This window comes from Micromonospora antibiotica, assembly GCF_017599305.1.
Lineage (GTDB): Bacteria > Actinomycetota > Actinomycetes > Mycobacteriales > Micromonosporaceae > Micromonospora > Micromonospora antibiotica.
On record NZ_JAGFWR010000002.1, the window covers coordinates 1 to 23,294 of the forward strand.

22 protein-coding genes are annotated in these 23,294 nt (G+C 74.5%); 11 read left to right on the top strand and 11 right to left on the bottom strand.

Annotated elements, in window-relative coordinates; genetic code table 11:
* Positions 1-436: 436 nt before the first annotated feature.
* From JQN83_RS04950 to JQN83_RS04965, 4 genes are all read right to left on the bottom strand, one after another.
* Entirely contained in the window at positions 437-1,546 is a 1,110-nt protein-coding gene (locus tag JQN83_RS04950) for a magnesium and cobalt transport protein CorA (protein ID WP_307799016.1), read from the bottom strand.
* A 78-nt stretch (positions 1,547-1,624) separates the two neighbouring features.
* Positions 1,625-2,257 carry a class F sortase gene (locus tag JQN83_RS04955; RefSeq protein WP_208565865.1) on the bottom strand — a complete coding sequence of 211 codons (633 nt, stop codon included), beginning with the start codon at positions 2,255-2,257 and terminating at the stop codon, positions 1,625-1,627.
* 137 nt (positions 2,258-2,394) lie between these two features.
* Positions 2,395-2,883 (bottom strand): hypothetical protein, encoded by a 489-nt coding sequence (locus tag JQN83_RS04960; protein ID WP_208565866.1) that lies wholly within the window; start codon positions 2,881-2,883, stop codon positions 2,395-2,397.
* Positions 2,884-3,219: 336 nt separating this feature from the next.
* Positions 3,220-4,080 (bottom strand): class I SAM-dependent methyltransferase, encoded by an 861-nt coding sequence (locus JQN83_RS04965; protein WP_208565867.1) that lies wholly within the window; start codon positions 4,078-4,080, stop codon positions 3,220-3,222.
* 111 nt (positions 4,081-4,191) lie between these two features.
* Between JQN83_RS04965 and JQN83_RS04970 the strand changes: the two genes are divergently transcribed.
* A complete protein-coding gene (locus JQN83_RS04970; protein WP_208565868.1) occupies positions 4,192-5,454 on the top strand; it encodes an MFS transporter in 1,263 nt (420 codons plus the stop codon).
* Here JQN83_RS04970 and JQN83_RS04975 read toward each other — a convergent pair.
* Together JQN83_RS04975 and JQN83_RS04980 are read right to left on the bottom strand one after the other, a co-directional pair.
* A complete protein-coding gene (locus tag JQN83_RS04975) occupies positions 5,437-6,507 on the bottom strand; it encodes a Gfo/Idh/MocA family oxidoreductase (RefSeq protein ID WP_208565869.1) in 1,071 nt (356 codons plus the stop codon). The two genes, JQN83_RS04970 and JQN83_RS04975, sit on opposite strands and share 18 nt — an antisense overlap.
* Before the next feature lie 72 nt (positions 6,508-6,579).
* Complete coding sequence (locus JQN83_RS04980; protein WP_208565870.1) at positions 6,580-7,677, bottom strand: serpin family protein; 1,098 nt, start codon at positions 7,675-7,677, stop codon at positions 6,580-6,582.
* 134 nt (positions 7,678-7,811) lie between these two features.
* Here JQN83_RS04980 and JQN83_RS04985 point away from each other — a divergent pair, with 134 nt between their 5' ends.
* Positions 7,812-8,999, top strand: coding sequence for a lycopene cyclase family protein (locus JQN83_RS04985; protein ID WP_208565871.1), 1,188 nt, complete (start codon positions 7,812-7,814; stop codon positions 8,997-8,999).
* A 47-nt stretch (positions 9,000-9,046) separates the two neighbouring features.
* Positions 9,047-9,523, top strand: coding sequence for a ribonuclease HI (gene rnhA / locus JQN83_RS04990; RefSeq protein ID WP_208565872.1), 477 nt, complete (start codon positions 9,047-9,049; stop codon positions 9,521-9,523).
* Positions 9,524-9,618: 95 nt separating this feature from the next.
* Here rnhA and JQN83_RS04995 read toward each other — a convergent pair whose 3' ends face one another.
* Entirely contained in the window at positions 9,619-9,870 is a 252-nt protein-coding gene (locus JQN83_RS04995; RefSeq protein WP_208565873.1) for a hypothetical protein, read from the bottom strand.
* Positions 9,871-10,120: 250 nt separating this feature from the next.
* Positions 10,121-10,984 carry a pentapeptide repeat-containing protein gene (locus JQN83_RS05000; RefSeq protein ID WP_208565874.1) on the bottom strand — a complete coding sequence of 288 codons (864 nt, stop codon included), beginning with the start codon at positions 10,982-10,984 and terminating at the stop codon, positions 10,121-10,123.
* 156 nt (positions 10,985-11,140) lie between these two features.
* Between JQN83_RS05000 and JQN83_RS05005 the strand changes: the two genes are divergently transcribed.
* On the top strand, positions 11,141-12,616 hold the full coding sequence (locus tag JQN83_RS05005) for a flavin-containing monooxygenase (RefSeq protein ID WP_208565875.1): 1,476 nt from the start codon (positions 11,141-11,143) through the stop codon (positions 12,614-12,616).
* Between the two features lie 57 nt (positions 12,617-12,673).
* Entirely contained in the window at positions 12,674-13,582 is a 909-nt protein-coding gene (locus tag JQN83_RS05010; RefSeq protein WP_208565876.1) for an SDR family NAD(P)-dependent oxidoreductase, read from the top strand.
* Between the two features lie 25 nt (positions 13,583-13,607).
* On the opposite strand, the gene JQN83_RS05015 is transcribed toward JQN83_RS05010, so the two are convergent.
* Positions 13,608-15,053: a cryptochrome/photolyase family protein gene (locus JQN83_RS05015; protein ID WP_208565877.1), complete on the bottom strand. Its 1,446-nt coding sequence runs from the start codon at positions 15,051-15,053 to the stop codon at positions 13,608-13,610.
* Positions 15,054-15,360: 307 nt separating this feature from the next.
* On the opposite strand from JQN83_RS05015, the gene JQN83_RS05020 reads away from it, so the two are divergent.
* The 5 genes from JQN83_RS05020 (at position 15,361) to JQN83_RS05040 (ending at position 20,080) form a co-directional block, all read left to right on the top strand.
* Entirely contained in the window at positions 15,361-16,704 is a 1,344-nt protein-coding gene (locus JQN83_RS05020) for an MFS transporter (RefSeq protein ID WP_307799017.1), read from the top strand.
* A 117-nt stretch (positions 16,705-16,821) separates the two neighbouring features.
* Positions 16,822-17,910, top strand: a complete 1,089-nt coding sequence (locus JQN83_RS05025) for an S-(hydroxymethyl)mycothiol dehydrogenase (protein ID WP_208565879.1) — start codon at positions 16,822-16,824, stop codon at positions 17,908-17,910.
* Positions 17,907-18,536, top strand: a complete 630-nt coding sequence (locus tag JQN83_RS05030) for an MBL fold metallo-hydrolase (protein ID WP_208565880.1) — start codon at positions 17,907-17,909, stop codon at positions 18,534-18,536. Before JQN83_RS05025 ends, JQN83_RS05030 begins: the two co-directional genes overlap by 4 nt.
* A 60-nt stretch (positions 18,537-18,596) precedes the next feature.
* Positions 18,597-19,055 (top strand): VOC family protein, encoded by a 459-nt coding sequence (locus JQN83_RS05035; RefSeq protein WP_307799018.1) that lies wholly within the window; start codon positions 18,597-18,599, stop codon positions 19,053-19,055.
* A 332-nt stretch (positions 19,056-19,387) separates the two neighbouring features.
* Entirely contained in the window at positions 19,388-20,080 is a 693-nt protein-coding gene (locus JQN83_RS05040) for a hypothetical protein (protein WP_208565881.1), read from the top strand.
* Positions 20,081-20,181: 101 nt separating this feature from the next.
* Here the strand turns inward: JQN83_RS05040 and JQN83_RS05045 are convergent, their stop codons facing one another.
* Together JQN83_RS05045 and JQN83_RS05050 are read right to left on the bottom strand one after the other, a co-directional pair.
* Positions 20,182-21,600, bottom strand: coding sequence for an MFS transporter (locus JQN83_RS05045; protein WP_307799019.1), 1,419 nt, complete (start codon positions 21,598-21,600; stop codon positions 20,182-20,184).
* Between the two features lie 154 nt (positions 21,601-21,754).
* On the bottom strand, positions 21,755-21,991 hold the full coding sequence (locus JQN83_RS05050; RefSeq protein WP_208565883.1) for a hypothetical protein: 237 nt from the start codon (positions 21,989-21,991) through the stop codon (positions 21,755-21,757).
* Positions 21,992-22,126: 135 nt separating this feature from the next.
* On the opposite strand from JQN83_RS05050, the gene JQN83_RS05055 reads away from it, so the two are divergent.
* On the top strand, positions 22,127-23,287 hold the full coding sequence (locus tag JQN83_RS05055) for a geranylgeranyl reductase family protein (RefSeq protein WP_208565884.1): 1,161 nt from the start codon (positions 22,127-22,129) through the stop codon (positions 23,285-23,287).
* Positions 23,288-23,294 lie beyond the last annotated feature (7 nt).

The following is a 23,294-nucleotide window of genomic DNA, read 5'->3' on the forward strand; positions in this document are numbered from 1 at the left end:
CGCATTCCGCGATCGGGGTTCCGGGGCCGTCCCCCTCGGGTGGGGGAGTGGCGGTGGTATGCCAGGTACAACGCCTCGGCCCCGGCGGCGATTCCGCCGTGCGGGTGGCCCCGGCCACGGGACACCGCACCCACCGGGGACGGCCCGCCGACCACCGGACCACCGTGCCGCCACGGAACCGGACACCACGCCCGAACCCACCTCCACCGGCGTAAGCACCCACCCGACACCATCCGCCGCCCGGTGACCGCCGCCGCCCGACCCGCGCAGGGCGAACCCGTCATCCCGCACGGAAACCTGCGCTACCGGCACGACGCGATCGCCCGGCCGGGTGCCGGACAGGCACGACGGCGGGTGCCCGGCCCCCCTCATCGGTCCCAGCCGGGCGTGCCGTGCCGGGCTGCCGGCGACCGGCTGTCGACGCGGCCGGCGGGATCTAGAGCCAGCCGGATCGGCGGAACATCCGGTGCAGGGTGAATGCCGCCGTCGCCATCAGCGCCAACGCGGCCGGGTAGCCGTACCGCCAGGACAGCTCGGGCATCCGCGCGAAGTTCATCCCGTAGACGCCGGCCACGGCGGTCTGGGTGGCGGCGATCGCCGCCCACGCCGCGATCTTGCGCATGTCGTTGTTCTGGTCCACCGCGAGCTGGGTGAGCCGGGACTGCAGGATCGAGTTGAGCAGCTCGTCGTAGGAGGTGATCCGGTCGACGGCCCGGGTGAGCCGGCCCTCCACGTCGACGTACCAGCGGCGCAGCCCCGCAGGCGGGCCGCCGTCCGGGCCGGAGACCAGGGCGCGCAACGGCTCCTGGAGCGGCAGCACCGCCCGCTTGAACTCCACCAACTCCCGTTTGAGCTGGTAGATCTGCTGGATGTCGGCGTTGTGCTCCGGGGCGAAGACGCTCTCCTCGACCCGTTCCAGGTCCTGCTCGAGGTGGGCGGCGACCTCCAGGTAGAGGTCGACCATCCGGGCGGTCACCGCGTACGCCACCGCCCACGGGCCCTCGGCGAGCAGCGACGGGCGGCCCTGGATCGCCTGGCGGACCGGCGCGAGGGCGCCGGAGGCGCCGTGCCGGACGGTGACCACGAACCGGTCGCCGAGCAGCACCATCACGTCACCGGTGTCCACCACCTCGGAGGTCGCGGTCAGCTCGCCCTGGGCGACGTAGGCGGCGGTGCGCAGCACCAGCAGGGTGACCGGGCCGTGTCGTTGCACGGTGGGCCGGTGCCCGTCGGCGAGGGCCTGTGCGACGGTCAGCTCGTCGAGACCGAAGACCTGCCCGACGGCGGCGAGCACCGCCGCGCCCGGGTCGTGCAGTCCCAACCAGACGAACGTGTTGCGGCTGCGCCGGGCCCGGGCGTACGCGTCGGCGTAGTGCAGCCGGCCGGTCTCCCGGCGGCCGTTGACATAGACCGCGCAGTCGACGACGGCATCGGGGTTGACCCGTCGGGTGGTGCCGGTGGCGGGCTCCCCGGCCTGTCGGCGTAGCCGGCCGACCAGGGTGTGCAGTCGGGGACCGAACAGGGTCGTCAGCGCTCGCCGCTCCACCCGGGTACCTCCGCCTCGCCGCCCGTCCGCCGGCCCACCGTAGTAGGCCGGCGCGACAGGGGTGGGGCCGGGCGGCGGTCAGCCGACGGCGGTGGCCCGTACGACGATGTTGTCGGAGTAGTCGCGGGACCGTTCGTCGAACCGCCCCCCGCAGGTGACCAGGCGCAACGCCGGTCCAGGTCCGCCCGGCCCGTAGACCAGCGCGGTGGGGAAGTTCCGCTTCGGGTACGTCCCGACCCCGTCGACGGCGAAGGTGACGGTCCGCCCGTCGGCGCGGGTCACCCGGACGGTGTCGCCGGGGCGCAGCCGCCCGAGGTCGAAGAAGACCGCCGGCCCGTCCCGGGTGTCGACGTGCCCGACGACGACGGCGTTGCCCGCCTCGCCGGGGCTGGCCCCCGGCCGGTACCAGCCGGCGACGGCGGGACTGTCCAGTGGGGGCACCTCCAGGGTGCCGTTCGGATCGCCCGCCACCGGCACCAGGTCGGCGTGGACGCCGATGGCGGCGATGTCGATGCGGACCGGCGTCGAGCGGGGCAGGGCCGGGATCGGGGAGCGGCTGCTGTTGCCGCCGCTGACGTCGATGCTCGGCTGGGGGGGCCCGACCGGTCCGATGGTCAGTCCGGCGGCGAGCAGGGCGATCCCGGCGGCACCGCTGACCGTGACCGCCGTGACGGCGGTGCGGGTCCGGACCGTCCATTCGCGTACGCCCATCGCCCGTCCTCCCCGACGTCCGACGTGGTCGGGGTGCCCGCGCCGGTTCGCGCCGGTGCGGGCACCCGTCCCAGGGATGGTGTGTGGCTCGCCGTCAGGCGACCCGGCGTCGGTCGCGCCGGGGTGGCCGCCGGCCGTCAGCCGACGGTGGCCGCCGCCCGGCGTCGGCGGCGCAGCAGCACGGTGGTGCCGAGCGCGGCGGCCCCGGCGAGCGCGCCACCGGCGGCCAGCAGGCCGGTGTTGCCGGTGCTGCCGCCACCGCCGGCGGGTGCCCCGCCGATCGGTGTGACGGCGAAGGTGGCGCTGCCGGCGGCGCTGCCGTCACCGCAGGTGGCGGCGACGGTGTAGGTGCCCAGGGTGAAACCGGCGGTGAAGAGTTCGGCGCTCAGCCCACCGCCGGCGGCGGCGGTGGTGGAGCGGACGTTCTGGTCCCGGTCCGGGCCGGTGACGTGGAAGAGCACGTCACCGGACTTCGGGTTGCAGGTCGTCGCGGTGAGCACGACCGTTCCGCCGACCGGGGTGCTGGCCGGTGACACCGTGGTGTCCGCGAGCGCTGCCGTCGGGAGCAGGAGCGTGCCGAGTCCCACGCCGAGCGCCGTCGTTACGAGAACCTTCTGTGCCTTCATACGCGTCTTCCCTCACTTTTCGTCCGCTGTCTGCGTGGGACGTCGTTCGGGTGGCCAACTCCGTAACTCACCGGTGTGGCCAACACTAGGAGGGTTGACCCCCCGTAACGGGGTAAATGAGAAATCTTCGTTGCCGTCACGTGTTTTCCCCCCGCGCCGCCGAGTGGCGGAAATGCCGGGACAGTGCGGACACCCCGCCCCGACCACAACCCAGCCTCCTAGGATGCCCTAGTGGTTGTGAACCGCCGCGCGCGGCATAGACCGCACCCACCCCGACAAACCGCCAGCCGCCTCCCGAAACAGGAGGCGGCTGGCGGGACACGGCCCGGCGAAAGGTCAGCGGCGACGGGCCTGGAGGGTGTACGTCTGGGGGAGTCGCCACGGGCGTTCGGTCAGCCGCCACTCGCCGTGCCCGTCGCGGACCTGCCGCCCCGGCAGCGCGTCCCAGGGGGCGCTGTCGTGCTCGCACAGCATGGTCAGCTCCAGCCCGGCGTCGAGCAGGGCGGTGACCACCTCGCCGAGCCCGTGGTTCCACTCGTGGGTGGTGTTGTGGGTGAAGGTCGCCTCGGTGCTCACATAGGTGCCGCCCTCGTCCCACACCACCGGCTCGGTGCGCTCGAAGTACGGGTGGTCGACCACCAGCAGGCCGTCCGGGCGGGTCTCGTCCAGGGCCCACAGCATCGGGTGCCCCTCGCGCAGGAACAGCCGCCCGCCCGGCCGCAGCAATGCGGCGACCACCCTGGCCCAACGCCTGATGTCCGGCAGCCAGCACAACGCGCCGACGCCCGTGTAGACCAGGTCGAAACCGCCGACGCCGAGCACGTCGGGCGCGTCGTAGACGTCGGCCTGGACGAAGTCGACGGCCGCGCCGGTGCGCTCGGCCAGCGCCCGCGCCTGGGCCAGCGAGGCGCCGGAGAAGTCCAGGCCGGTCATCCGCGCGCCGAGCCGGTGCAACGACACGGTGTCGGTGCCGATGTGGCACTGCAGGTGCACGCCGCGCAGCCCGGCCACGTCACCGAGGCGGGGCAGGTCGAACCGGACCACCTCGCTGAGGTACGCCGGGTCGGCGGCGAACCGGTCCACGGCGTAGTCCGGGGAGGCGGCGTGGGCGGCGGCCCGGTCGTCCCAGCTGGCCCGGTTGAGGGTGCGGTAGTCGGTGCCGGGCCGACCGGGGCCCGGGTCGTCGTTGTCAGTCACCGGCTGACGGTGGCAGATGCCGGTGGTCCGCTCAACGGCAATTCGGTGGCCGACCGCCCCGAGCCGGTGGACGACGGTGGGTGTCCGACCTGGCTGGTAGGTTGCCGGACCGTGACGGGGAAGGGCCTGGACGCCCGGTTCGGCCGGCTCTGGGCGGCGAGCACGCTGTCGGCGCTGGGCAGTGGCATGGCCACGGTGGCGGCCCCGCTGTACGCGGCCGCCCGCAGCGACGACCCGCTGGTGGTCGCCGCTGCCGCCGGGGCGGCCTGGTTGCCCTGGCTGCTCTTCGCCCTGCCCGGCGGGGTGCTGGCCGACCGGCTGGACCGGCGGCGGTTGATGGTGGTCATCGACTGGGTCCGGGTGGTCGCCCTGGTGTCGCTGGGCGCGGCGATGCTGGCGGGGCGGGCCGGCATACCACTGCTGTACGCCGTGCTGTTCGTGGTGAACACCGGCGAGATCGTGTTCCGGTCGGCCAGTCAGGCGATGCTCCCCACGCTGGTGCCGACGTCCCGGCTGGAACGGGCCAACGGCTGGCTCGGCGGCGGCACCACGCTGGCCCAGGGGATGTTGGCGGGCCCGCTCGGCGGGTTCCTGTTCGTGCTCGCCGAGAGCCTCCCGTTCCTGGTCAACGCCGGCACGTACGCGCTCAGCGCGGTGCTCGTCGCGCTGATCGCCGGGTCGTACCGGGGCGGTGGGGAGGCGGTCCCGTCGGCGGCCCGGTCGGTGCGCGCGGAGATCGGGGCGGGCTTCCGGTTCCTGCTCGGCCAGCGGCTGCTGCGTGCGATGGCCGTGCTGATCGGCCTGCTCAACCTCACCCTGACGGCCGCGATGGCGGTGCTGGTGCTGCTCGCGACGCAGCGGCTCGGTCTGGACTCCGTCGGTTACGGCCTGCTGTTCACCAGCATGTCGGTCGGTGGGCTGCTCGGCGCGGTGGTCGGTGACCGGCTCATCGCCCGGGTCACCCCGACCTGGACGGTGCGGGTCGGGCTGCTGGTCGAGGCGGGGCTGCACCTGGCGCTGGCCGCCTCGACCAGCGCCTGGCTGGTCGGGTTCGCGCTGTTCGCGTTCGGCGTGCACGGCGCCCTGTGGGGGATCGTGTTCCACTCGCTGCGGCAGCGGCTGACCCCGTCGGAGCTGCGTGGCCGGGTCGGTGCGACGACGCTGTTCATCGCGGCCGGCGGCAACTGCGCGGGCGCGCTGCTCGGCGGGGTGGTGGCCGGCACGTTCGGGTTGACCGCGCCCTACTGGGCGGGGTTCGTGGTGGCCGTTGCCGTGTCCGCGGCGACCTGGCGGGTGTTCGACCGGTCCGCCGTCGTCGCCGCCTACGCGGGCACGGCACCCCGGCAGCCCGTCACGTCAGGCGGGGACGGGTAGCACCGTCCGTTCGGCGGCCGAGCGGTGCGCCAGCTCGATCAGCTCGACCGTGCGTACCGCGTCGCGGGGGTCCACCGGCAGCGGCCCGCCACCGCGCAGCGCCGCCTCGACCTGGGCGTAGAAGTCCTGGTAGTAGCCCGGTTCGGTGGGCACCGGCCGGAGGTCGTCGCCCGCGCCGAGCAGGCCGTACCGGTCGGGGGTGACCTCGCCCCAGCCGGGGGTGCCGGGTCGGCCGCCGTGGCGCAGCGCGTCCTCCTGCCCGTCGAGCCCGTGGCAGGTGTATCCGGCCCGGTCGCCGAGGACCCGCAGCCGGGGGCCGAGTTGGGCGGTGACGGCGCTCATCCACAGGTGGGAGCGGACCCCGCCGACGTGGGTGAGCGCCACGAACGCGTCGTCGTCGACCTGTGCGCCGGGTCGCCGCCGGTCCACCTCGGCGTAGACGGTGCCGACCGGCCCGAACAGCTGTACGGCCTGGTCGACGAGGTGGGCGCCGAGGTCGTAGAGGACGCCACCGGCGTCGGCCGGGCTGCCGCCTTCCCGCCAGCCGGCCCTGATCTGCGGTCGCCAGCGTTCGAAGCGGGACTCGAAGCGGGTCACCCGGCCCAGCGCGCCGTCCTCGACCAGCCGTCGTACGGTGCGGAAGTCGCCGTCCCACCGGCGGTTCTGGAACACGGTCAGCGGGACGCCCCGGTGGTGTGCCTCGTCGACCAGTGCGCGGGCGTCGTCGGCGGTGGCGGCGAGCGGCTTGTCCACCACCACCGGCAGCCCGGCGGCGACCGCCGCGCGGGCGTGGGACACGTGGGAGGCGTTCGGGGTGGCCACCACGACGAGGTCGAGGGCGTCCGGGTCGGCCCACAGCGTCCCGGCGTCGTCGACGACCCGGGCGTCGGGGTGCTCGGCGGCCAGTTGCTCCCGGCGTTGCGGGTCGGCGGTGACGACGGCGCTCAGCCGCAGGCCGGGGGTGGCGGCGATCAGCGGGGCGTGGAAGAACCGGCCGGCGACGCCGTAGCCGAGCAGCCCGACCCGCAGTGGCTGGCGCGTGCTGTCCGTCATGCTGGGTTCCCCGATCGTCGGCGCTGGTCGTCCGGTCGCACCGAACCTACGCGTCGCCGGTGACCGGCCGGTTCAGGCCCCCGTGGGGTCGGTCACCCAGCCGGCGATCAGCACCAGACCGGTGGGGCGGTGCACGGCGAGGAAACCGAACGGGCGGTCGACGTCGAGGCGGATCCGTCGTCGACGGACGGTGGCACGGGGTGGCGCGGAGCCGGCCCGCATGCCGATGGCGGTGACGGCTGCGGCGCGGAATCCGGTGGCGGTGAACTCGGCCCGGGCGCTCTGCCGGGCGTCGGAGACCGACAACTGGGGGCTGATGTCGGGGAAGTGGTCGCCGTCGCGTCCGGCGGCGACCAGGCCGAACAGGTCGGCGTGGTCGAGCAGGTCGTGGTCGCCGGTGACGGTGAACCCGACGGTACGCACCAGCAGTTCCGGTCGGTCGTCGTACCCCTCGACGGTGTCCTCGGTGACGCCCGGTCCGGCCGGTGCGGGCAGGGTCGCGGGGTGGTCGAGGGCGGCGAGCGCGGCGGGGAGCACCCGGGCGGCCGGTTGTCCGGCCGGGCCGAGGGCGAGCAGCACGTCGACGTCGGCGTCCCCGGTGACGGTGAGCAGGCTGATCGGGCCGGCGGGGGTGTCGGCGACCCGCAGCGCGGCCGGGTCGCCGCCGGCGCGGTGCAGTCCGGCCAGCGGGCGGCCCTGCCACGGCCCGGTCGTCGGCTGGCAGTGGGCCGGCCGGAACGGGGTGGCCCAGTCGACCAGCACGGTCAGCGCGTTCGCCAGCACCAGGGCGGTGCCCGGTCGGACCTGGATCGGCAGCCGGTCGATCAGGTCGTCGGTCTGCTCCCGCACCCACTGGTCGAGTCGCGGCTGGTCGACCGTCGGGTCGCCGGTCAGCTCACCCCGGGTCGTGTTGTCCAGTTCGGTGCGCCACCGCCGGCCCAGAGGCAGTCCGGCGCGGGACCAGAAGCCGGTTGCCAGCCGGGTGGTGGGGGAGTCGACGGGGGTGGCCGGGGTGGGGGCGACGGCGTGCAGTTCGTCGCGGGCCGGGCCGGTGGCGTACCGGGCGAGCAGGGCGAGCAGCGGGTACACCCCGGCGCCGGACAGGACGGTCTGCCGGTCGTCCAGTCGGGCGGCCCAGCGGGCGGTGAGGGCGTTGGCGGACGGGCTCATGGGGCGGCACGCTACCCGGGTACGCGGCCGGCGGCGTGCCGCCACCGGTGGGCGGCCCGGTGTGGGCGGGGGCGGGTACGCGTGGTGGGTGGGGTCCGTGCCGCCGGTCGGTGGTGGTGTGACAGCGTGGCCGGGTGGGTGTGCGCGTACCGGCCGAAGTCGACCTGGCCGTCGTCGGTGGCGGCGGGGCCGGATCGCTGGTCCTCGCGGCGCTGGCCCGGCACGTGCTGCCGGGGCTGCGGGTCGCCGTGGTGGACCCGGTGCGCAAGCGTGGTCAGGACCGCACCTGGGCGTTCTGGGGCACCCCGGGGGGCGACCTGGAGCCGATGCTCAGCGCCAGCTGGTCGCGGGTGGAGGTGACCACCCCGGCCGTCGCCCGGGTGTTGGACCTGACCCCGTTGCGGTACGCGATGTTGCGCTCCGCGCCGGTGTACGAGCGGGCCACCGAGGCGGAGCAGCGGCTCGGTGCGGTCCGGTACGACGCGGCGGTGGGGGTGCTCGACGACGACGGCTCGGCGGTGTCGGTGCGCGACACCGACGGGCGGGCGGTGCTGCGGGCCGGCTGGGTGCTCGACTCGCGTCCCCGTCCACCGCGTCGGCCCGGCCGGACGGCCTGGTTGCAGCACTTCCGGGGCTGGTGGTTGGAGTCGTCGACGCCGGTGTTCGATCCGGGGCGGGCGGTGCTGATGGACTTCCGTACCCCGCAGCCGCGACGGGGTGTCTCCTTCGGCTACGTGCTGCCGGTCAGTGACCGGTACGCGCTGGTGGAGTACACCGAGTTCTCCCCGGCGGTGCTCTCCGACGCGGGCTACGACGCGGGGCTGCGCGGGTATGCCGGGCTGTTGGGTCTGGACCTGGCGGCGTTGACGGTGCGGGAGGTCGAGGACGGGGTGATCCCGATGACGGATGCGCCGTTCGACCGGCGGCCGTCGCCCCGGGTGGTGCGGTTGGGCACCGCCGGTGGGGCGACCCGCCCGTCGACCGGGTTCACCTTCTCGGCGATGCACCGGCAGGCCGGGCAGGTCGCCGCCGCGCTCGCCGCCGGTCGGCCGCCGGTGCCCCGGCCGGCGTACCCGGGGCGGCACCGGTGGATGGACGCGGTGGCGTTGCGGGCGTGGGATTCCGGTGCGGTCGGTGGTCCGGAGTTCTTCGACCGGCTCTTCGACCGGAACCCGGCGTCGCGGGTGCTGCGTTTCCTCGACGGGGCGACCACGCCGGCGGAGGATCTGGCGGTGATGCGGTCCAGTCCGCTGCTGCCGATGACCTCGGCGGTGTTCGGTGACGCGGCCGGTCGGTTGCGCGCCCGGTTGACCCGGCGCTGAGGGCGTGACGACGGTCGCCGGTGGACCGGAGCGGTAGGTTCGGTGGCATGGTGGACGCGGCGGCCGGCAGGGTCGTGGAGATCTGGACCGACGGGGCGTGCAGCGGCAACCCCGGGCCGGGCGGTTGGGGTGTGCTGCTGCGTTTCGGCGGGCACGAGCGGGAGCTGTGCGGTGGCGAGGCCACCCCGACCACCAACAACCGAATGGAGTTGACCGCTGCGATCGAGGCGTTGGAGACGCTGACCCGGCCCTGCGTAGTGCGGTTGCACACCGACAGCACCTACGTCCGTAACGGCATCACCGGGTGGTTGGCGTCGTGGAAGCGTAACGGCTGGCGGACCGCGGCGAAGCAGCCGGTGAAGAACGCCGACCTGTGGCAGCGGCTGGAGGCGGCCTGCGCCCGGCACGAGGTGAGTTGGCACTGGGTGAAGGGGCACAACGGCCACCCGGAGAACGAACGCGCGGACGCGTTGGCCAACCGGGGCATGACCGAAGCGCGGTCGGCGGTGGGCACCTCCCGCTGAGCGCCGCCCCGGCTGCCGCCTTCCCGGTGGGCCGTCGAGCCCGCGACCGGTCCCGCCGGCCGCCGGCCCGGGTCGGTGGCAGGCGGTGGGTCGGGTCACTCGGTGGCGGGGTTGGCGGCTTCCTCCTCGGCGGGGTCGCCCGCGCCGGAGACCGCACCGACGTCGTACCCCGCGCGGCTGGTCTCCCGGGCCGACAGGTGTTCCTCGGCGGGCAGGTCGGCGAAGTCGTCGCCGGTGTCGCCGCCGCTGCCCAGCGACTCGCCCGGCGGGCGCAGCGACGCCTCGTACGCCGGTACGCCGTCCGGCTCGTCGGTGTCGGCCCGGTCGGTGTGTCGTTCGTCCGTCATGCCGACCTACCTGCCCGCCACACCGCCGGGCAAACCCGACCCGCCGTGCGGCGGTGCGGCCCGTCGAGCACCGCGCCCACCGGCAGGGTCGCCGCCGCGCTCGGTGCGGCCCGTGGAGCACGGGGCCCACCGGCAGGGTCGCCGCCGCGCTCGGTGCGGCCCGTGGAGCACGGGGCCGACCACCGGCCCTGGGTCCACCACCACCCGGCTGGGCCCACCACCCGGCTGGGCCCACCAGCGGGCTGGGATGTCAGCGGCGGGGGCGGCGTCCGCGGCCGGGGGCGCCCAGGCGGCGGGTCGGGGTGAGGGTCAGCCCGGTCCAGTGCCCGGGGTGGCGCAGCCGGGCGGGCAGCGCGGTGTGCCGGTCACCCCGGGCCGCTTCCAGCTGCGACTGGTGTAGGAAGAGGGTGCTGGACAGGTCCGCCCCGCGCAGGTCCGCCCCGCGCAGGTCGACGCCGGTGACGTCGGCCCGGCGCAGGTCCGCTCCCCGCAGGTCCGCGCCGACCAGGCATGCGCCCCGCAGGTTCGCCCCGGTCAGGTCCGCACCGCGCAGGTTCGCGCCGAGCAGCATCGCGCCCCGCCGGTCGGCCCCGCCGGTGCCGGCGCGGGCGGCCTCGCTGGCGGCCGCGAGCAGCGGGTTCACCCGGCCCCGGTGGGCGTCCACGTCGACCGAGGCCAGCTCCCCGGGGGTGCCGGCGGCCAGGGTGTCGGTGGTGTCCCGGGCGGCGCGCAGCTGGTCACGCAGCGGGCCGTGCGGGGTGAGCGCCATTGCTTCGGTGAGGTACCAGAGCAGTTCGTGCAGCGGCCGCGCCACGGCGAACGCGGCGAACATGCCGGCGGCGGTGGTCGGGTCGTCGCGCCAGTCCCGCCCCGGGTAGGTGACCTGGCTGACCCGCTGGCCGGCACCGAAGCAGTCGAACACGACGCAGCCGGGGTAGCCGCGTTCCCGCAGCTCGTCGTGGATGCCGCACCGGGAGTCGGCGCCCAGTCGGGGGCAGGGCCGGCCGGCGGGCTTGTCGTGGGCGAAATCGGCGGAGGCGGTGAAGGCGGGCGCGACGCAGCACAGCCCGACGCACCGGGTGCAGTCGGCCCGTAGCCCGGTGGTTTCCGACATGCCGTCCGTTCTCCCCGTCTCGACGCTGCTGCCGGCCGGTCGGGCCGGAGATCCCCGTGGGCCGGCTGCGGCCCCCATCATTGTCCGCCGGACGGCGACGGGGCGGCGACCGGGTGGGATATGGTCCGGTCACCGCCTCGGGACCCGGGAGGTGCGATGGCCACCGAGCACGTCGACGTGCTCATCGTCGGTGCGGGGTTGTCCGGGGTCGGTGCCGCCTGTCACCTGCGACGCGACTGCCCCGACAAGACGTACGCGGTGTTCGAGGCGCGCGACGCGATCGGCGGCACCTGGGACCTGTTCCGCTATCCGGGCATCCGTTCCGACTCGGACATGTTCACCCTCGGCTACTCGTTCCAGCCGTGGACCGACCCGAAGGCCATCGCCGACGGCGACTCCATCCGCCGCTACGTACGCGACACCGCCCGGCGGTACGGCGTCGACGAGCACATCCGGTTCCGCCACCGGGTGGTCCGCGCCGGGTGGGACAGCGGCACCGCCCGGTGGACGGTCCACGCCCGACGCGACGACACCGCCGAGGAGGTGGTGCTGACCTGTGACTTCCTGTTCACCTGCACCGGTTACTACCGGTACGACGCCGGCTACACACCGGACTTTCCGGGTGTCGAGCGGTACGCGGGCCGTCTGGTGCACCCGCAGCACTGGCCGGGGGACCTCGACCACACCGGCCGGCGGGTGGTGGTGATCGGCAGCGGTGCCACGGCGGTGACCCTGGTGCCGGCGTTGGCGCGGCGGGCCGGGCACGTGACCATGCTCCAGCGTTCCCCCACGTACGTGATCGCGTTGCCGACCCGGGACCGGGTGGCCGACGTGCTGCGCCGCGGGCTGCCCGCCCGGCTGGCGTACCCGCTGGTGCGGGGTAAGAACGTGCTGCTCGGCACCGTCAACTACCAGGTCAGCCGGCGGGCCCCGAAGGCGGTGCGGGCGTTCCTGCTGCGGGCGGCCCGGGGGCGGCTGCCGGCCGGCTACGACGTGGACCGGCACTTCTCGCCCCGCTACGACCCGTGGGACCAGCGGCTCTGCGTGGCACCGGACGGGGACCTGTTCGCGGCCGTGGCGTCGGGGCGGGCGTCGGTGGTCACCGACACCGTCGACACGTTCACCCCCGGCGGCGTCCGGCTCGGCTCCGGCGTCGAACTGCCCGCCGACGTCGTGGTCACCGCCACCGGCCTGCAACTGTTGGCCCTCGGCGGGATGGCCCTCACCGTGGACGGTGTCGACGTCGACCTCGGCGCGACGGTGGCGTACAAGGGGATGATGCTCTCCGGGGTGCCGAACTTCGCGTTGACCATCGGTTACACCAACGCCTCCTGGACGTTGAAGGCCGACCTGGTCGCCACCTACGTCTGCCGGTTGCTGCGGCACCTGGACGCCACCGGCCAGCAGGTCGTCACCCCCGTCGCGCCCACCGACGGGCCGTTGTCACCGATCATCGACCTGCGGTCGGGGTACGTGCTGCGCAGTGTGGACGGTCTACCCAAGCAGGGTCCCCGGACGCCGTGGCGGCTGCACCAGAACTACGTCCGGGACGTCCTGCTGATGAAGCACGGCCGGCTCGTCGACGAGGGGGTGCGGTTCTCCCGGGCGGCCGCCGACACCCCGGTCGGTTGAGTCGACCCACCGTCGACCACACTGCAATCCGTTCCTGTTTCGCAGCGAGGAGGCCGCGTGCGTAGCTTCGTTTTCCCGGCCGGGACCGCCGTGGTCACCGGTGCCGCCAGCGGAATCGGTGAGGCGCTCGCCCACGGGTTGGCCCGGCGCGGCAGCGACCTGGTCCTGCTCGACCGGGACGTCGACCGGCTCGACGCGGTGGCCGCCGCGATCCGTGCCACCCACCCACGTCGACGGGTCGACACCCACGTGGTCGACGTGGCCGACCTGTGCGCCACCGCCCGGGTGGCCGAGGAGATCCAGGCCCGGCATCCCCGGATCCGGTTGCTCGTCAACAACGCCGGGGTGGCCCTCGGTGGCCGGTTCGACCAGGTCACCATGGACGAGTTCCACTGGGTCGTCGACATCAACTTCCGGGCTCCGGTGCAGCTCACCCATGCTCTGCTGCCGGCGTTGAAGGCCGAGCCGGGCGCGCACCTGGTCAACGTCTCCAGCCTGTTCGGCCTGATCGCGCCGGCCGGGCAGACCGCCTATGCGGCCAGCAAGTTCGCGCTGCGCGGGTTCACCGAGGCGCTGCGGCACGAGTTGGCCGAGGACGGCATCGGGGTGACGTCGGTGCATCCCGGCGGCATCGCCACCCGGATCGCCCGTAACGCCCGGGTCGGCAGCGGGGTGGCCCGCGAGGAGTTCGCGGCCACGCTGCGGCAGTTCGAGAGGTTGCTGTCCATCGCGCCCGAGCGGGCCGCCGAGGTGATCCTCGACGGCGTCGAACGGCGTCGCGGCCGGGTGCTGATCGGCTGGTCGGCGAAGTTGCCCGATCTGCTGGGCCGGGTCCTGCCCGGCTCGTACGGTCGGCTGCTCACCGCCGGTATCCGCCTCGCCGGTGGTGCGGCGGGGCGTTCCGCCCTGTCTCCCCGGTCGGCGGCCCCGGTCCCGACCGACCTGCCCGCCGGTGAGGTGGCGTGAGGGCCCCGCGTCCCGGCACCGCAGGTCAGGGCGGGTTGCTGCCCCGTTTCTCCTCCTGCGCCAGCACCGCCTCCCGGTGCTGCGGGTCGTCCCGGGCGGCAAGCTCCGCGGCCAGCCGGGGGTCGGCCACCAGCTTCTCCCGGTTGTGGTGCAGAAACGCCGCGAACCCCCCGGTGTACGGGCAGGCGAGATCGCCGAGTTCCCGGTCCGGCTGGTAGCGGCAGCCGGTGCAGTAGTCACTGATCTCGTCGATGTACCGGCCGTCCACGGCGTAGGGGCGGGTGTCGACCCGGGGCAGGTCGGCGTACTGGCTCAGGCCGATCACGGTGGTGTTCATCGCCCAGTCGACGCCGTCGACGAAGCAGCGTTGGAACCAGTCGGCCAGTTCGGCGGGGCGCCACCCGCGTTGCAACGCGTGGTTGCCCAGCACCAAGAGCCGTTGGGCCTGGTGTGCCCAGCCTCGGTCCCGGACTCCGGCGAGCACGTCGGCGAGGCAGCGTGCCTCCACCGCGTCGGCGTCGAGGTCGAGGAACCACGGTGGCAGCGGTTCGGTCGCGGCCAACCGGCCGGTGTCCGGCCGGGCCGGCTCGACGTGCCAGTAGAGCTGCCAGAGGAACTCGCGCCAGCCGAGAAGACCGCGCAGGAACGCCTCCACCGAGTCCAGTGGGGCGTCGCCGGCCCGCCAGGCGGCCTCCGCCCGGGTCACCGCCACCGCCGGGTCGAGTAGCCCGAGGTTGAACGAGGCGGAGAGCATCCCGTGGGCCAGCACCGGGTCCTCGGCGCTCATCACGTCGCCGTAGCGGCCGAAGTCGGGCAGCCGGTACCGCAGGAAGTGCTCCAGGCGCTGGTCGGCCTCGGCGTGGCTGGCCGGGTGCGCGCGGGGGGCGTCCCGGCCGACGAACCGCACCCCGTCGCGTTCCCACCGGTCCAGGTCGGCCCGTACCTCGGCGTCGATGTCGTCCTCGACGATCGGTGGTGCGGGCGGTACGTCCAGGGCCCGCCCGCCGGGGGTGGGTCCGTGTGCGGTCGGTCCGGGGCCGGTGAGCACCCCGTGCCGTCGGGTCGCGTGCCGGTAGAAGTCGATCATCCGGAGCGGTCCCCGTCGGGGCTGGTCGGCCCAGTGGGCGAAGTCGGCCCGGTCGGTGACGAAGCCGCGGGGTGGAAGCACGGTCAGTCCCGGGACGGACCTGACGAAGTCGTGGGTGGCCCGGGTGCTGGGGTGGCAGACCTCGACCGGGCCGTCGACCGACGCCAGGGCCTCCCGGAAGGTGCCGGCGCGCACCAGCAGCGCCCGGTCGCCCAGTTCGGCGGCGCGGTGGCGTAGGGCGCTGAGGATCAGGTGCGCCTTCTGCCGGTGCAGCCGCCGACGCCGGAACAACTCGCTGACCTCGATCAGCAGCACCGGTTGCCGGTCGTCGTCCAGGAAGTGCGGCCCGAGTTGATCGGCGAGCAACCACCGGCGGGGAGACATGTGTCGATTGTGCCCAGTCAGCCGATCACCCCGCGTGGCGGGGTCGATCGGTCGGGTGATCCTGCCCGGGTGGTGCACCCCCGCAGCCCGCCGGTCGGTGCCGGCGCGGGCGACCGGGTGCCGGCGGGGTACGGGCCACCCGGTGCCGGTAGTGGCGCGGACCACCGGCGGTGCACCCGCCGGGGGCGACCGGGCCCCGGGCGACGCACCATTGCGGCATGACGAAACGCCGTACGCCGGCACGGGTGTCCGCCGCGCGGGTCGACCGGCGGCCGGTCGGGGTGACGCGGGCGGGTACCGGCTCGGCGTGCCGGTGAGCGTCCCCGCCGGCCCCGCCGGTCGTCGGGCCACCGCGGTCTGGGCGGTGGCCGTCACCGCCTACCTGGCGGCGGTGTTCCACCGCAGCTCCCTCGGGGTGACCGGGGTGGAGGCCACCCACCGCTTCGACATCAACGCCTCCGCCCTGGCGGTGTTCTCGGTCGCCCAGCTCGCCGTGTACGCCGCCATGCAGATCCCGGTCGGGGTGCTCCTGGACCGGTACGGCTCACGTCGGCTGCTGCTGGCCGGTGGCGCGCTGATGGTCACCGGTCAGCTCTGCTTCGCCGTCGCCACCGACGTCCGGTTGGCGGTCGGCGGGCGGGTGCTGGTGGGCCTCGGTGACGCGATGACCTTCATCAGCGTGCTGCGGATCGTCGCGTTCTGGTTCCCGGGTCGACGCAACCCGCTGCTGGTGCAGCTCACCGGCACCTTCGGCCAGGTCGGGGCGATCCTCGCCGCGGTGCCACTGGTGGCGTTGCTGCACCTGGCCGGTTGGACCCCGGCGTTCCTGGTCGCCGCCGGGCTCGGGGCGACGGCGGTGGTGCTGGTGCTGGTGGTCGTCCGGGACGGCCCGCACGTCGGGCCGGGCGTCGCCGCCACCCCCGCCCTGTCCACCGTGCGCCGGGAGTTGGCCGCCGCGTGGGCCGAACCGGGCACCCGGCTGGGCCTGTGGTCGCACTTCGTCGCCCAGTTCTCCGGTGCGGTCTTCGCGCTGCTGTGGGGCTACCCGTTCCTGGTGCAGGGGCAGGGCCTGCCGCCGACCGTCGCCGCGTCCCTGCTCACCCTGATGACGGTCGGGGCGCTGCTCGCCGGGCCGCTGGTCGCCTACCTGTGCGCCCGGCACCCGTTCCACCGCTCGGTGTTGATCTTCGTCATCGCCGGGGCCAGCGCCGGGGTATGGGCGGCGGTGCTGGCCTGGCCCGGCCGGTCGCCGTACTGGCTGCTGGTGATCCTGGTGCTGGTGTTGGCCCTGGGCGGCCCCGGCGCGGTGGTCGGCTTCGACTACGCGCGCACGGCCAACCCGGTGCACCGCATCGGCAGTGCCACCGGCATCGTCAACGTCGGCGGATTCGTCGCCTCGATCGTGCTGGTGCTGGCGATCGGGGTGGTGCTGGACCTGACCACCCCGGCGGGTGCGGCCGCCCCACCGCTGACGGCGTTCCGGTGGGCGTTCGCCGTGCAGTACCTGCTGTGGGTGCTGGGCGCGGTGCAGGTGCTGCGGTACCGCAACGCGGCCCGCCGCCGGCACGCCGCCCGGCCGGAGGAACCTGCGGCCGAGCCCGGTGCCGCGGTGCGCGTACCCCCGGGGGAGGGGCCCGACGGCGGAGGGTGACGGGCCGGCGGATGGTGGGTCCGGCGGACCGGTGGGGCGGGCGGCATGATCGCGGTAGGTTCGGCGGTGAGCGGGACCCCACCCGGCCGTCGTGCCGGCAAGCAGGGAGGACACAACGTGAGCCAGGAAGTCCGGGGCGTCATTTCACGGAGCAAGGGCGCTCCGGTCGAGGTCACCACCATCGTGGTGCCCGACCCGGGGCCCGGCGAGGCGGTGGTACGGGTGCAGTCCTGCGGGGTCTGCCACACCGACCTGCACTACCGCGAGGGTGGCATCAACGACGACTACCCCTTCCTGCTCGGCCACGAGGCGGCCGGGGTGGTGGAGCAGGTGGGCGCCGGGGTGACCGACGTCGCCCCCGGCGACTTCGTGGTGCTCAACTGGCGGGCGGTGTGCGGGGTGTGTCGGGCCTGCCGCCGTGGCCGGCCGTGGTACTGCTTCGACACCCACAACGCCGCCCAGAAGATGACCCTCACCGACGGCACCGAACTGACCCCGGCGCTGGGCATCGGCTCCTTCGCGGAGAAGACGCTGGTCCACGCCGGCCAGTGCACCAAGGTCGACCCGGCGGCCCGGCCCGCCGCCGTCGGGCTGCTCGGCTGCGGTGTCATGGCCGGCCTCGGCGCGGCGATGAACACCGGGCAGGTCACCCGGGGTGACTCGGTGGCCGTCATCGGCTGCGGCGGGGTCGGCGACGCGGCGGTCGCCGGTGCCGTCCTGGCCGGCGCGACCACGATCGTCGCGGTGGACACCGACGGTCGCAAACTCGACTGGGCGCGCAGGTTCGGCGCCACCCACACCGTCGACGCCTCCGCCGAGGACGCCGTCGAGGCGATCCGGGCCGCCACCGGTGGGTTCGGCGCGGACGTGGTGATCGACGCGGTGGGGCGGCCGGAGACCTGGAAGCAGGCGTTCTACGCCCGGGACCTCGCCGGCACCGTCGTCCTGGTCGGGGTGCCCACCCCGGAGATGACCGTGGACCTGCCGCTGCTGGACGTCTTCGGCCGGGGCGGCGCGCTCAAGTCCAGCTGGTACGGCGACTGCCTGCCCAGCCGGGACTTCCCGCTGCTCACCCAGCTCTATCTGCAGGGTCGGCTCGACCTCGACGCCTTCGTCACCGAGGAGATCGCCCTGGACCAGGTGGAGGAGGCGTTCCACCGGATGCACGACGGGGACGTGCTGCGTTCGGTGGTGGTGTTCCCGTGACCGCCCGGGTCGACCACGCCGTCACCTCCGGCACGTTCTCCCTCGACGGGCAGACCTTCGACGTCGACAACAACGTCTGGGTCGTCGGCGACGACACCGAGTGCGTGGTGCTCGACGCCCCGCACGACGTGGCCGCGATCCGCCGGGCCGTCGGTGACCGCCGGGTGGTGGCGATCCTCGCCACCCACGCCCACGACGACCACGTCCGGGTCGCCCCCGAACTGGCCAAGGTCACCGGTGCGCCGATCCTGCTGCACCCCGACGACCGGGTGCTGTGGGATCTGGTGCACCCCGGGCTAGCCCCGGACGGGGAGTTGTCCGACGGTCAGGAGATCACCGTCGGGGACACGGTGCTGCGGGTGCTGCACACCCCCGGGCACAGCCCCGGGGCGTGCAGCTTCCACGCCCCGTCGCTCGGCGCGGTCTTCACCGGCGACACCCTCTTCGCCGGTGGTCCGGGGGCCACCGGGCGGTCGTACAGCGACTTCGCCACGATCGTGGAGTCGATCCGGACCCGCCTGCTCACCCTGCCGGCGGACACGGTGGTGCACACCGGGCACGGCGACGACACCACCATCGGCGCGGAGGCCCCCCACCTGCAGGAGTGGCTGACCCGCGGCCACTGACGGCACCCGGCCGGGCGGCCTTCACCGCCGCCCGGCCCCGGCGGGCCTAGGATCGGCCGGGTGACCGACGACAACCGCCCCCCGGGCGTACGGCAGCTGCGCCTGGTGGTGGAGGCCGAGGACTACGACGCCGCGGTCGCCTTCTTCCGGGACGCCCTGGGGCTACCCGAGCAGGCTGCGTACTCCGGTGCCGGGCAGGCCCGGGTGGTGATCCTGGAGGCGGGCCGGGCCACCCTGGAGATCGCCAATCCGGCGCAGAAGCGGATGATCGACGACGTCGAGGTGGGCCGTCAGGTGGCCCCGAGGCTCCGACTGGCCTTCGAGGTGGACGACACCGCCGCCGTCACCGGTCGGCTCGTCGCGGCCGGGGCCACCGAGGTCGCCCCGCCCACCGTCACCCCCTGGCACTCGCTGAACTCCCGACTCGACGTGCCCGCCGGCCTGCAGCTCACCCTGTTCCAGGAGTTGCGGGACCGCGACGAGCGGTCCACCGCCGACGGCTTCGGCACCGACGGCTGACGCCAGCACTGGTCCGCCCGCCGGGGTCCTGCTGCCGGCCGTCCTGTGCCCTCCTGCCCTGCGCGCGGGCGGCCCACACCCGGTCCGGACGGCCACGCCCGTCCGGACCCGCGTCGTGCGATTCGGGTCGTCTGTCCGGTATGAGACCGCGCGAGCCGCCCGCCGGTGACCCGGACCACAGCCCGGGCCGGCCACGGCATTTCCGGAATGACCGACACGCCCGGCTGGTTGTGTCCCCCATACGCCGGCCACCACACCCCCGGCTGGCGTGGGAGTTCCCCCGAGGCCCGCTCACCCCGGAGCGCGTCGCCACGATCGAAAGGGCAACCATCGTGAAGCTGGACTTCACTCGATGGCTCCCGGCCATCGCGAAGGACCGCAGGACCGCACTGGGCATCGCCGGCGTCGCCGCCCTCGGCGGACTGGCGTTCGGCCCGGCGGCCGTGGCCGCCCCCGTCACCACCGGCCCCCACCAGGGGGCCCGCGCCGCGATCGACCTGGCCACCGGCAAGAGCCGGCAGGGCGTCACCGTCGAGTCCGGCCTGACCACGGGCAGCCCCACCACCAAGGTGCCGGCCGGCAAGCCGAGCACCGACGAACTCATCCCGCACGGGCTGGAGGGCGCCCAGTCCCGCGTCCCGCTCGACGACGCGCAGGTCGCCAACGCCAAGGCGATCATCGCCGAGGCCAAGCGGACCGGCGTGGGGGAGCGCGGCGCCGTGATCGGCGTGGCCACCTCGTTGCAGGAGTCGAAGCTGTACAACCTGGGACACCTCGGCGCCTACAACGACCACGACTCGCAGGGACTGTTCCAGCAGCGTCCGTCGTCGGGGTGGGGCAGCCCGGAGCAGATCACCGACCCGCGGTACGCCTCCCGGGCGTTCTTCTCCGCGCTGAAGAACGTGCCCGGCTGGGAGGACCTGCCGCTGACCACCGCCGCGCAGACCGTGCAGGTCTCGGCCTACCCGTACGCGTACGCCCAGTGGGAGCAGCAGGCCGCGGACCTCGTCCAGCAGCACTGGTGACCAGTTGACGCAGCGCCGACCGGCCGGTTCCCGTCACGGGACCGGCCGGTCGGCGTCGGCGCGTCGGGGCGTCCCCCGGGTGCGACGCCGGGGCGGCGGGCTCAGCGGTGGTGCGCGGCGCGGTGGTTCAGCACGATGTCGGTCGCCGCGGCGACCAGCGCCAACGCGACGATGCCCATGGCCAACAGCAGGGAATGCCGGAACGCGGCGGCCCACTGACCGTCGGTGCTGGCCAGCGACGAGAAGAACAACGCGCCGACGGCGGCGATGCCGGCGGCCGAACCGATCCGCTGACCGGTCTGCAACATCCCGGCCGCGCTGCCCGCCTGCGGCACCGGCACCTCGGACAGGGTCAACGTCTGGTTCGGGGTGATCACCAGGCCGCTGCCGAGCCCGGCGAGCAGCAGCGGCAGCGCGGTGAGCAGCGGGATCGAGCCGTGCGGGTCGCCGCGCAGCACGAACACCACCCCACCGAGCCCGACCAGCACCAGGACCAGCCCGAGCCCGACCAGCGGCCGGCCGAACCGGGTGACCAGCCGGCCACCGAGGGCGGCGGCGAGCGCCGAGCCGAGGGCGAACGGGGTGATCGCCAGGCCGGCGGTCAACGCCCGGTAGCCGAGACCGTTCTGCAGGTAGAGGGTGAAGATGAAGAAGATCGCGGTGAAGCCACCGAAGTAGATGAGCGCGATGACCGCGCCGATGGTGTACGACCGCAACCGGAACAGTCCCAGGTCGAACAGCGGTGTGCGGGTGCGGCCGAAGCGGCGCTCCCAGAGTCCGAAGGCGACCAGGACGACCAGCCCGGCGGGGATCAGCGCCCACTTCCACGGGCTGGGCCACTGTTCCCGCTGCACCAACGGCAGCAGCAGGAGTGTCACACCGGCCCCGAGCAGCAGCACCCCGACCGGGTCGAGCCGGTGCCGGTCGAGCCGGCCGGCGGCCCGGGTGGGCAGCAGCCGCCAGCCGAGCAGCACGGCGAGCACCCCCACCGGCACGTTCACGAAGAACACCCACCGCCAGCCGTGGTCCTCGCCGCCGAGTTCGATCAGCAGGCCGCCCAGCAGCGGACCGACGGCGGTGGAGATGCCGATGACGGCGCCGAGCAGGCCGAACGCGCGACCCCGCTCCGCGCCCCGGAACAGCTGCTGGATCAGGCCGGTCACCTGCGGGTTGACCACCCCGGCGGCGACGCCCTGCAGAAGTCGGGCGGCGACCAGCCAGGTCGGGGACTGGGCGAGCCCGGCCAGTGCGCTGGTGAGCGTGAACAGGGCGACCCCGACCACGAAGGCGTTACGTCGACCCCGGGCGTCGCCGAACCGGCCGGCCGGCACCAGGACCAGCCCGAAGGTCAGCGCGTAGCCGGACAGCACCCACTGCAGGTCGCTGGGGCTGGCCTGCAACGACCGGTCCATCGACGGGATGGCGACGTTGACGATGCTGACGTCCAGCAGCGTCATGAACGCCGCGACCAGGCCGACCCCGAGGGCCTGCCAACGGCGGCGGTCGTCCGCCGCTGTCACCGCGGACCGGCGATCTGACGCGTGACGGCGATCGGGCACGCACCGATGATCCCGTATGGGCCGGTGATCGGGCATGCCGCAGCGCTACCCGGGGGACGGTGCGGCAAACCGGTGCCCGACCCGGCCGCCCGGCGGGGCGCGGGCGCGACTGCGCTCACGCCGGCTGGCGGGCGCACCAGCGGGGGCCGAAGTCCAGCCCGGCCAGCGGTGAGTCCTCCCGGTGCAGCAGACCCTTCTCGGTGAGCTGGCGCAGCGGCGCGTGGACGTCCTGCTCGGCCAGCCCCGCCTCCTCGGCGATCAGGTCGGGGTAGGGAACCTGGCTGCGGATCTCCAGCACGCTGACCGCCTCGTAGACGCGCACCTCGACCTCCGACAGACGTACCTGCTGCATGGTGCCCTCCTTGCCGTGGGCCCGGCCGACCGGTCGGGCCGGGTGACGCGGTTTACCCACTGGTCACCCGACAATGCCTGCCGCACGGCCGGCCGTACCCTTCGGCGCGGGGCCGGGTGCCCTAGGCTGACCGGCATGATCATCTGGGATCTCGTCGTGGTCGGCGCCGGGCCGGCCGGGCTCAGCGCGGCCCGGGAGGCCGCGGCGGCCGGGGTGCGGACGTTGGTGCTGGACCGGGCCGTGCACCCCCGTTACAAGACCTGCGGGGGTGGCCTGATCGGCACCTCGCTGTCGATGGTGGCCGGCCGCATCGAGGTGCCGGCGCACGACCGGGTCGACCGGGTCACCTTCACCCGGGACGGCCGGTGGGGCTTCACCCGCCGGCACGGCACACCCCTGGTGACGATGGTGCGCCGCGACGAGTTCGACGACCGGTTGCGCGCGGCGGCGGTGTCCGCCGGGGCCGAGGTCCGCGAGGGCGTCGCCGTGCGCGCCCTCGACCAGGACCCCGACGGGGTACGCGTCCGACTGGCCGACGGCACCACCCTGACCGCCCGCACGGTGATTGGGGCGGACGGCTCCGCCGGGGTGACCGCCCGGCACGTGGGCGTCCGGTTCCGCCAGGTGGATCTGGGTCTGGAACGGGAGTTGCCGGTGTCACCCGCCGAGGCGGCCCGCTGGCGGGGGCGGCTGCTGCTGGACTGGGGCCCGTTCCCCGGCGCGTACGGCTGGGTGTTCCCTAAAGGCGACCTGTTGACCGTGGGGGTGATCGGCGCCCGGGGCGAGGGCGACCGGACCCGCGCCTACCTGCACAGCTTCCTGGACCGGTTGGGCCTGGGTCAGGTGGCCGCCGAGCACGACTCCGGGCACCTGACCCGCTGCCGGGCCGACGACGCGCCACTGCGCCACGGTCGGGTGCTGGTGGTCGGGGACGCGGCGGGCCTGCTGGAGCCGTGGACCCGGGAGGGAATCAGCTACGCGCTGCGGTCCGGGACGCTGGCCGGTGCGGCGGTCGCCGCCGGTGACCTGGACCGCTACCCCCGGGACGTGCACGAGCGGCTGGTGCCGTCGATGCGCGCCGGGCACCGGTTGCTGCAGACCTTCGCCCGTCGCCCCGAGGTGTGCCACGCCTTCCTGGCGACCCCGGCCGGCTGGGCGATGTTCGTCCGGTTCTGCCAGGGCCGGTCCAGCTTCGACCGGACCCTGGACCGTGGGCCGGTGCGCGCGACCCTGGCCCTGCTGGACCGGCTGCCCGCCCGGGGCGGGCAGCCGCCGGCCCTCGGCGTCGGCCGCTGACCGCACC

What these genes read in the sequence shown, in the direction of transcription:
- JQN83_RS04980 (WP_208565870.1), bottom strand. Translation starts at nt 7,677, where the DNA reads ATGAGCCCGTCCGCCAACGCCCTCACCGCCCGCTGGGCCGCCCGACTG.
- rnhA (WP_208565872.1), top strand. Translation starts at nt 9,047, where the DNA reads ATGGTGGACGCGGCGGCCGGCAGGGTCGTGGAGATCTGGACCGACGGG.
- JQN83_RS05015 (WP_208565877.1), bottom strand. Translation starts at nt 15,053, where the DNA reads ATGTCTCCCCGCCGGTGGTTGCTCGCCGATCAACTCGGGCCGCACTTC.
- JQN83_RS04995 (WP_208565873.1), bottom strand. Translation starts at nt 9,870, where the DNA reads ATGACGGACGAACGACACACCGACCGGGCCGACACCGACGAGCCGGAC.
- JQN83_RS05005 (WP_208565875.1), top strand. Translation starts at nt 11,141, where the DNA reads ATGGCCACCGAGCACGTCGACGTGCTCATCGTCGGTGCGGGGTTGTCC.
- JQN83_RS05055 (WP_208565884.1), top strand. Translation starts at nt 22,127, where the DNA reads ATGATCATCTGGGATCTCGTCGTGGTCGGCGCCGGGCCGGCCGGGCTC.
- JQN83_RS04955 (WP_208565865.1), bottom strand. Translation starts at nt 2,257, where the DNA reads ATGGGCGTACGCGAATGGACGGTCCGGACCCGCACCGCCGTCACGGCG.
- JQN83_RS04975 (WP_208565869.1), bottom strand. Translation starts at nt 6,507, where the DNA reads ATGACGGACAGCACGCGCCAGCCACTGCGGGTCGGGCTGCTCGGCTAC.
- JQN83_RS04960 (WP_208565866.1), bottom strand. Translation starts at nt 2,883, where the DNA reads ATGAAGGCACAGAAGGTTCTCGTAACGACGGCGCTCGGCGTGGGACTC.
- JQN83_RS05000 (WP_208565874.1), bottom strand. Translation starts at nt 10,984, where the DNA reads ATGTCGGAAACCACCGGGCTACGGGCCGACTGCACCCGGTGCGTCGGG.
- JQN83_RS05050 (WP_208565883.1), bottom strand. Translation starts at nt 21,991, where the DNA reads ATGCAGCAGGTACGTCTGTCGGAGGTCGAGGTGCGCGTCTACGAGGCG.